We start from the raw sequence: 1,729 nt of genomic DNA, 5'->3' as shown, positions 1-1,729 counted from the left end.
GAGCGAAACATAGTCGCCCGCCCTTTCGCCGGTACGCTTCCAGCCCGCGCCGATTTCCGGGCCTTCGCCATCGCCGAGCCGAATTCGGTAGTCGGGCGCGTTCTCGGCATCCGAGGATTCGGCCGGGACGAGGGTGAGAATCCGTTCGAAGAACAGCGTTTCAATGCGTCCGGTGAAACCGGACTTCTCGCGAGTGAACTGACCGATTTGCGCCATGGGAAATCTCCTTGCTTGCTGGGTTGGGATGCGGGTCAATGGGTGACGGCACGCCAGACGAAACGACCGTCGCCGGCTTCATCAGTCCAAAGCGGGACCGCGCGCGCGACGATCGAGCTTGCAGGCAGTGAGCCGAAATAGCGGCCGTCCAGGCTGTCCGGGACAGTCGGGTTCATGAGGAAGACCTCACCCGGCTGAAGGGTTGTGCATCCGCTCCAACGCGGCAGCGGACGGCCGAGATGGTCGCGATCGTGAGCTGCGCCGACATCGACAGCATCCACGGTGATGGCGTCGCCGGACCGGCACACGGTCTGCCCGGCCAGCGCCATCACATGCTTCAGAAGCGGCACACTCTTTGGCAGGAAGTCGCCATCGGCGAGGAAGTTCGCGATCGGTTCTGGGAGCCGCACCACGACCAGTTCCAAATCGCGCAGCTCTCCAACGGGATGCAGCGTGTAAAATCCTGTCGGCGTGCTTGCGGTGGCGTTCCAGATCAGCCGCGGCGCGGGATCAACGAACGCCAAACCACAGCCGGCGAGCACCGCAATGTAGGTCATCACGACGTAACCGAAGCGAGTCATGGCGTGACGCTCCGGCGCTTGAGCCAGGCAACGTGCTGCTCGCGCGTGTAGGCGCGTGGCACGTTGCCGGCGGCGAGGCGGTTGTGGAGATGGCGCCAGTATTCGGGCGCGGCGTCGGCCGGATCGATGGCGAGTGCCTCAATGGCATCGACCGCCTGCAACACGCGCTCGACCTTCGGCCAGCTATCGACGCGCAGCAGGATCTCGCCGCCGGGACGCACGAAAGGCAGCGTCTGATAGCGCTGGCCACTCTCCACGGCACGAACGATGTCCATGCGCGAGACCACCGTGCCATAGTCGTTCGACGCCCAGCGGACGAAGCCGAAGATGCTGCCGGGTGCAAAACTTGAAACGCTGCGGCGGCGGTCGAGGATCTTCTCTTCGGTGCGGCGGCCAAAGCGCAGCCAGTGCTCGATCCGCTTCTCGATCCAGGTCAGCTCGACATGGGTGAGCGCAACGCCGCGCCGATGCGAGGACGGCACGGCACGCGGCGGCAAGGCCTCATTGTCGTTCATGACGGCTCTCCGGTGTCGGTGGGAACTCGCGCGCTAGCAACTCGCGGAGCATGTCGGCGACGGTGATGCCGCGCTGGAACGCGGCGACCTTGATGCGGCCGCGCAGCGCTAGCGTGACGTCGATGGTCAGACGCGCGGTGAATGCCGGCGCGTCTTCCATGCGGCGCGGCAACGCGTCGTTGGCTTTGATCCAGCTTTCGGCATCGCCGGGACGTGAGGCGGAGCCGCGCTTGATGGAGCGCTCGCTCATGGTGAGAACCTCGCAACTTCAGAGGCGAGCGCGGCGATCTCGCGGGCAGCTGCGCTCTCGTCGGCAAATTCGAAGACGAGCCGGCCGGACTGCGCGGCATCCGCGAAGACGACGCGCTGACCGATGGTGCTGGTAAGCACCGGCGGATCGTGATCGGCGAGTGTTTC

4 protein-coding genes and 1 pseudogene are annotated in these 1,729 nt (G+C 65.3%); all 5 read right to left on the bottom strand.

Going from position 1 to position 1,729, the window contains the following annotated elements; translation table 11 throughout:
* The coding region (locus IVA98_RS06150) for a DUF736 domain-containing protein (RefSeq protein ID WP_247354463.1) at positions 1 to 216 on the bottom strand (216 nt) is incomplete at its 3' end.
* 35 nt (positions 217 to 251) lie between these two features.
* The gene (locus IVA98_RS06145; RefSeq protein WP_018457230.1) at positions 252 to 797 is read right to left on the bottom strand and encodes a S26 family signal peptidase; all 546 of its coding nucleotides are present in this window, start codon (positions 795 to 797) and stop codon (positions 252 to 254) included.
* Positions 794 to 1,312, bottom strand: a complete 519-nt coding sequence (locus IVA98_RS06140) for a DUF2840 domain-containing protein (protein WP_247354462.1) — start codon at positions 1,310 to 1,312, stop codon at positions 794 to 796. The genes IVA98_RS06145 and IVA98_RS06140 overlap by 4 nt, the downstream gene beginning before the upstream one ends.
* Complete coding sequence (locus IVA98_RS06135) at positions 1,299 to 1,562, bottom strand: hypothetical protein (RefSeq protein ID WP_247354461.1); 264 nt, start codon at positions 1,560 to 1,562, stop codon at positions 1,299 to 1,301. Before IVA98_RS06135 ends, IVA98_RS06140 begins: the two co-directional genes overlap by 14 nt.
* A pseudogene (locus IVA98_RS06130) lies at positions 1,559 to 1,729 on the bottom strand (ParA family partition ATPase); the annotation flags it as partial. The pseudogene IVA98_RS06130 and the gene IVA98_RS06135, both read right to left, overlap by 4 nt.

The sequence above is a fragment of the Bradyrhizobium sp. 160 genome, from assembly GCF_023073735.1.
Lineage (GTDB): Bacteria > Pseudomonadota > Alphaproteobacteria > Rhizobiales > Xanthobacteraceae > Bradyrhizobium.
Note: the sequence above shows the minus strand (reverse complement) of the source record. Positions and strands in the feature narration are given on the sequence as shown.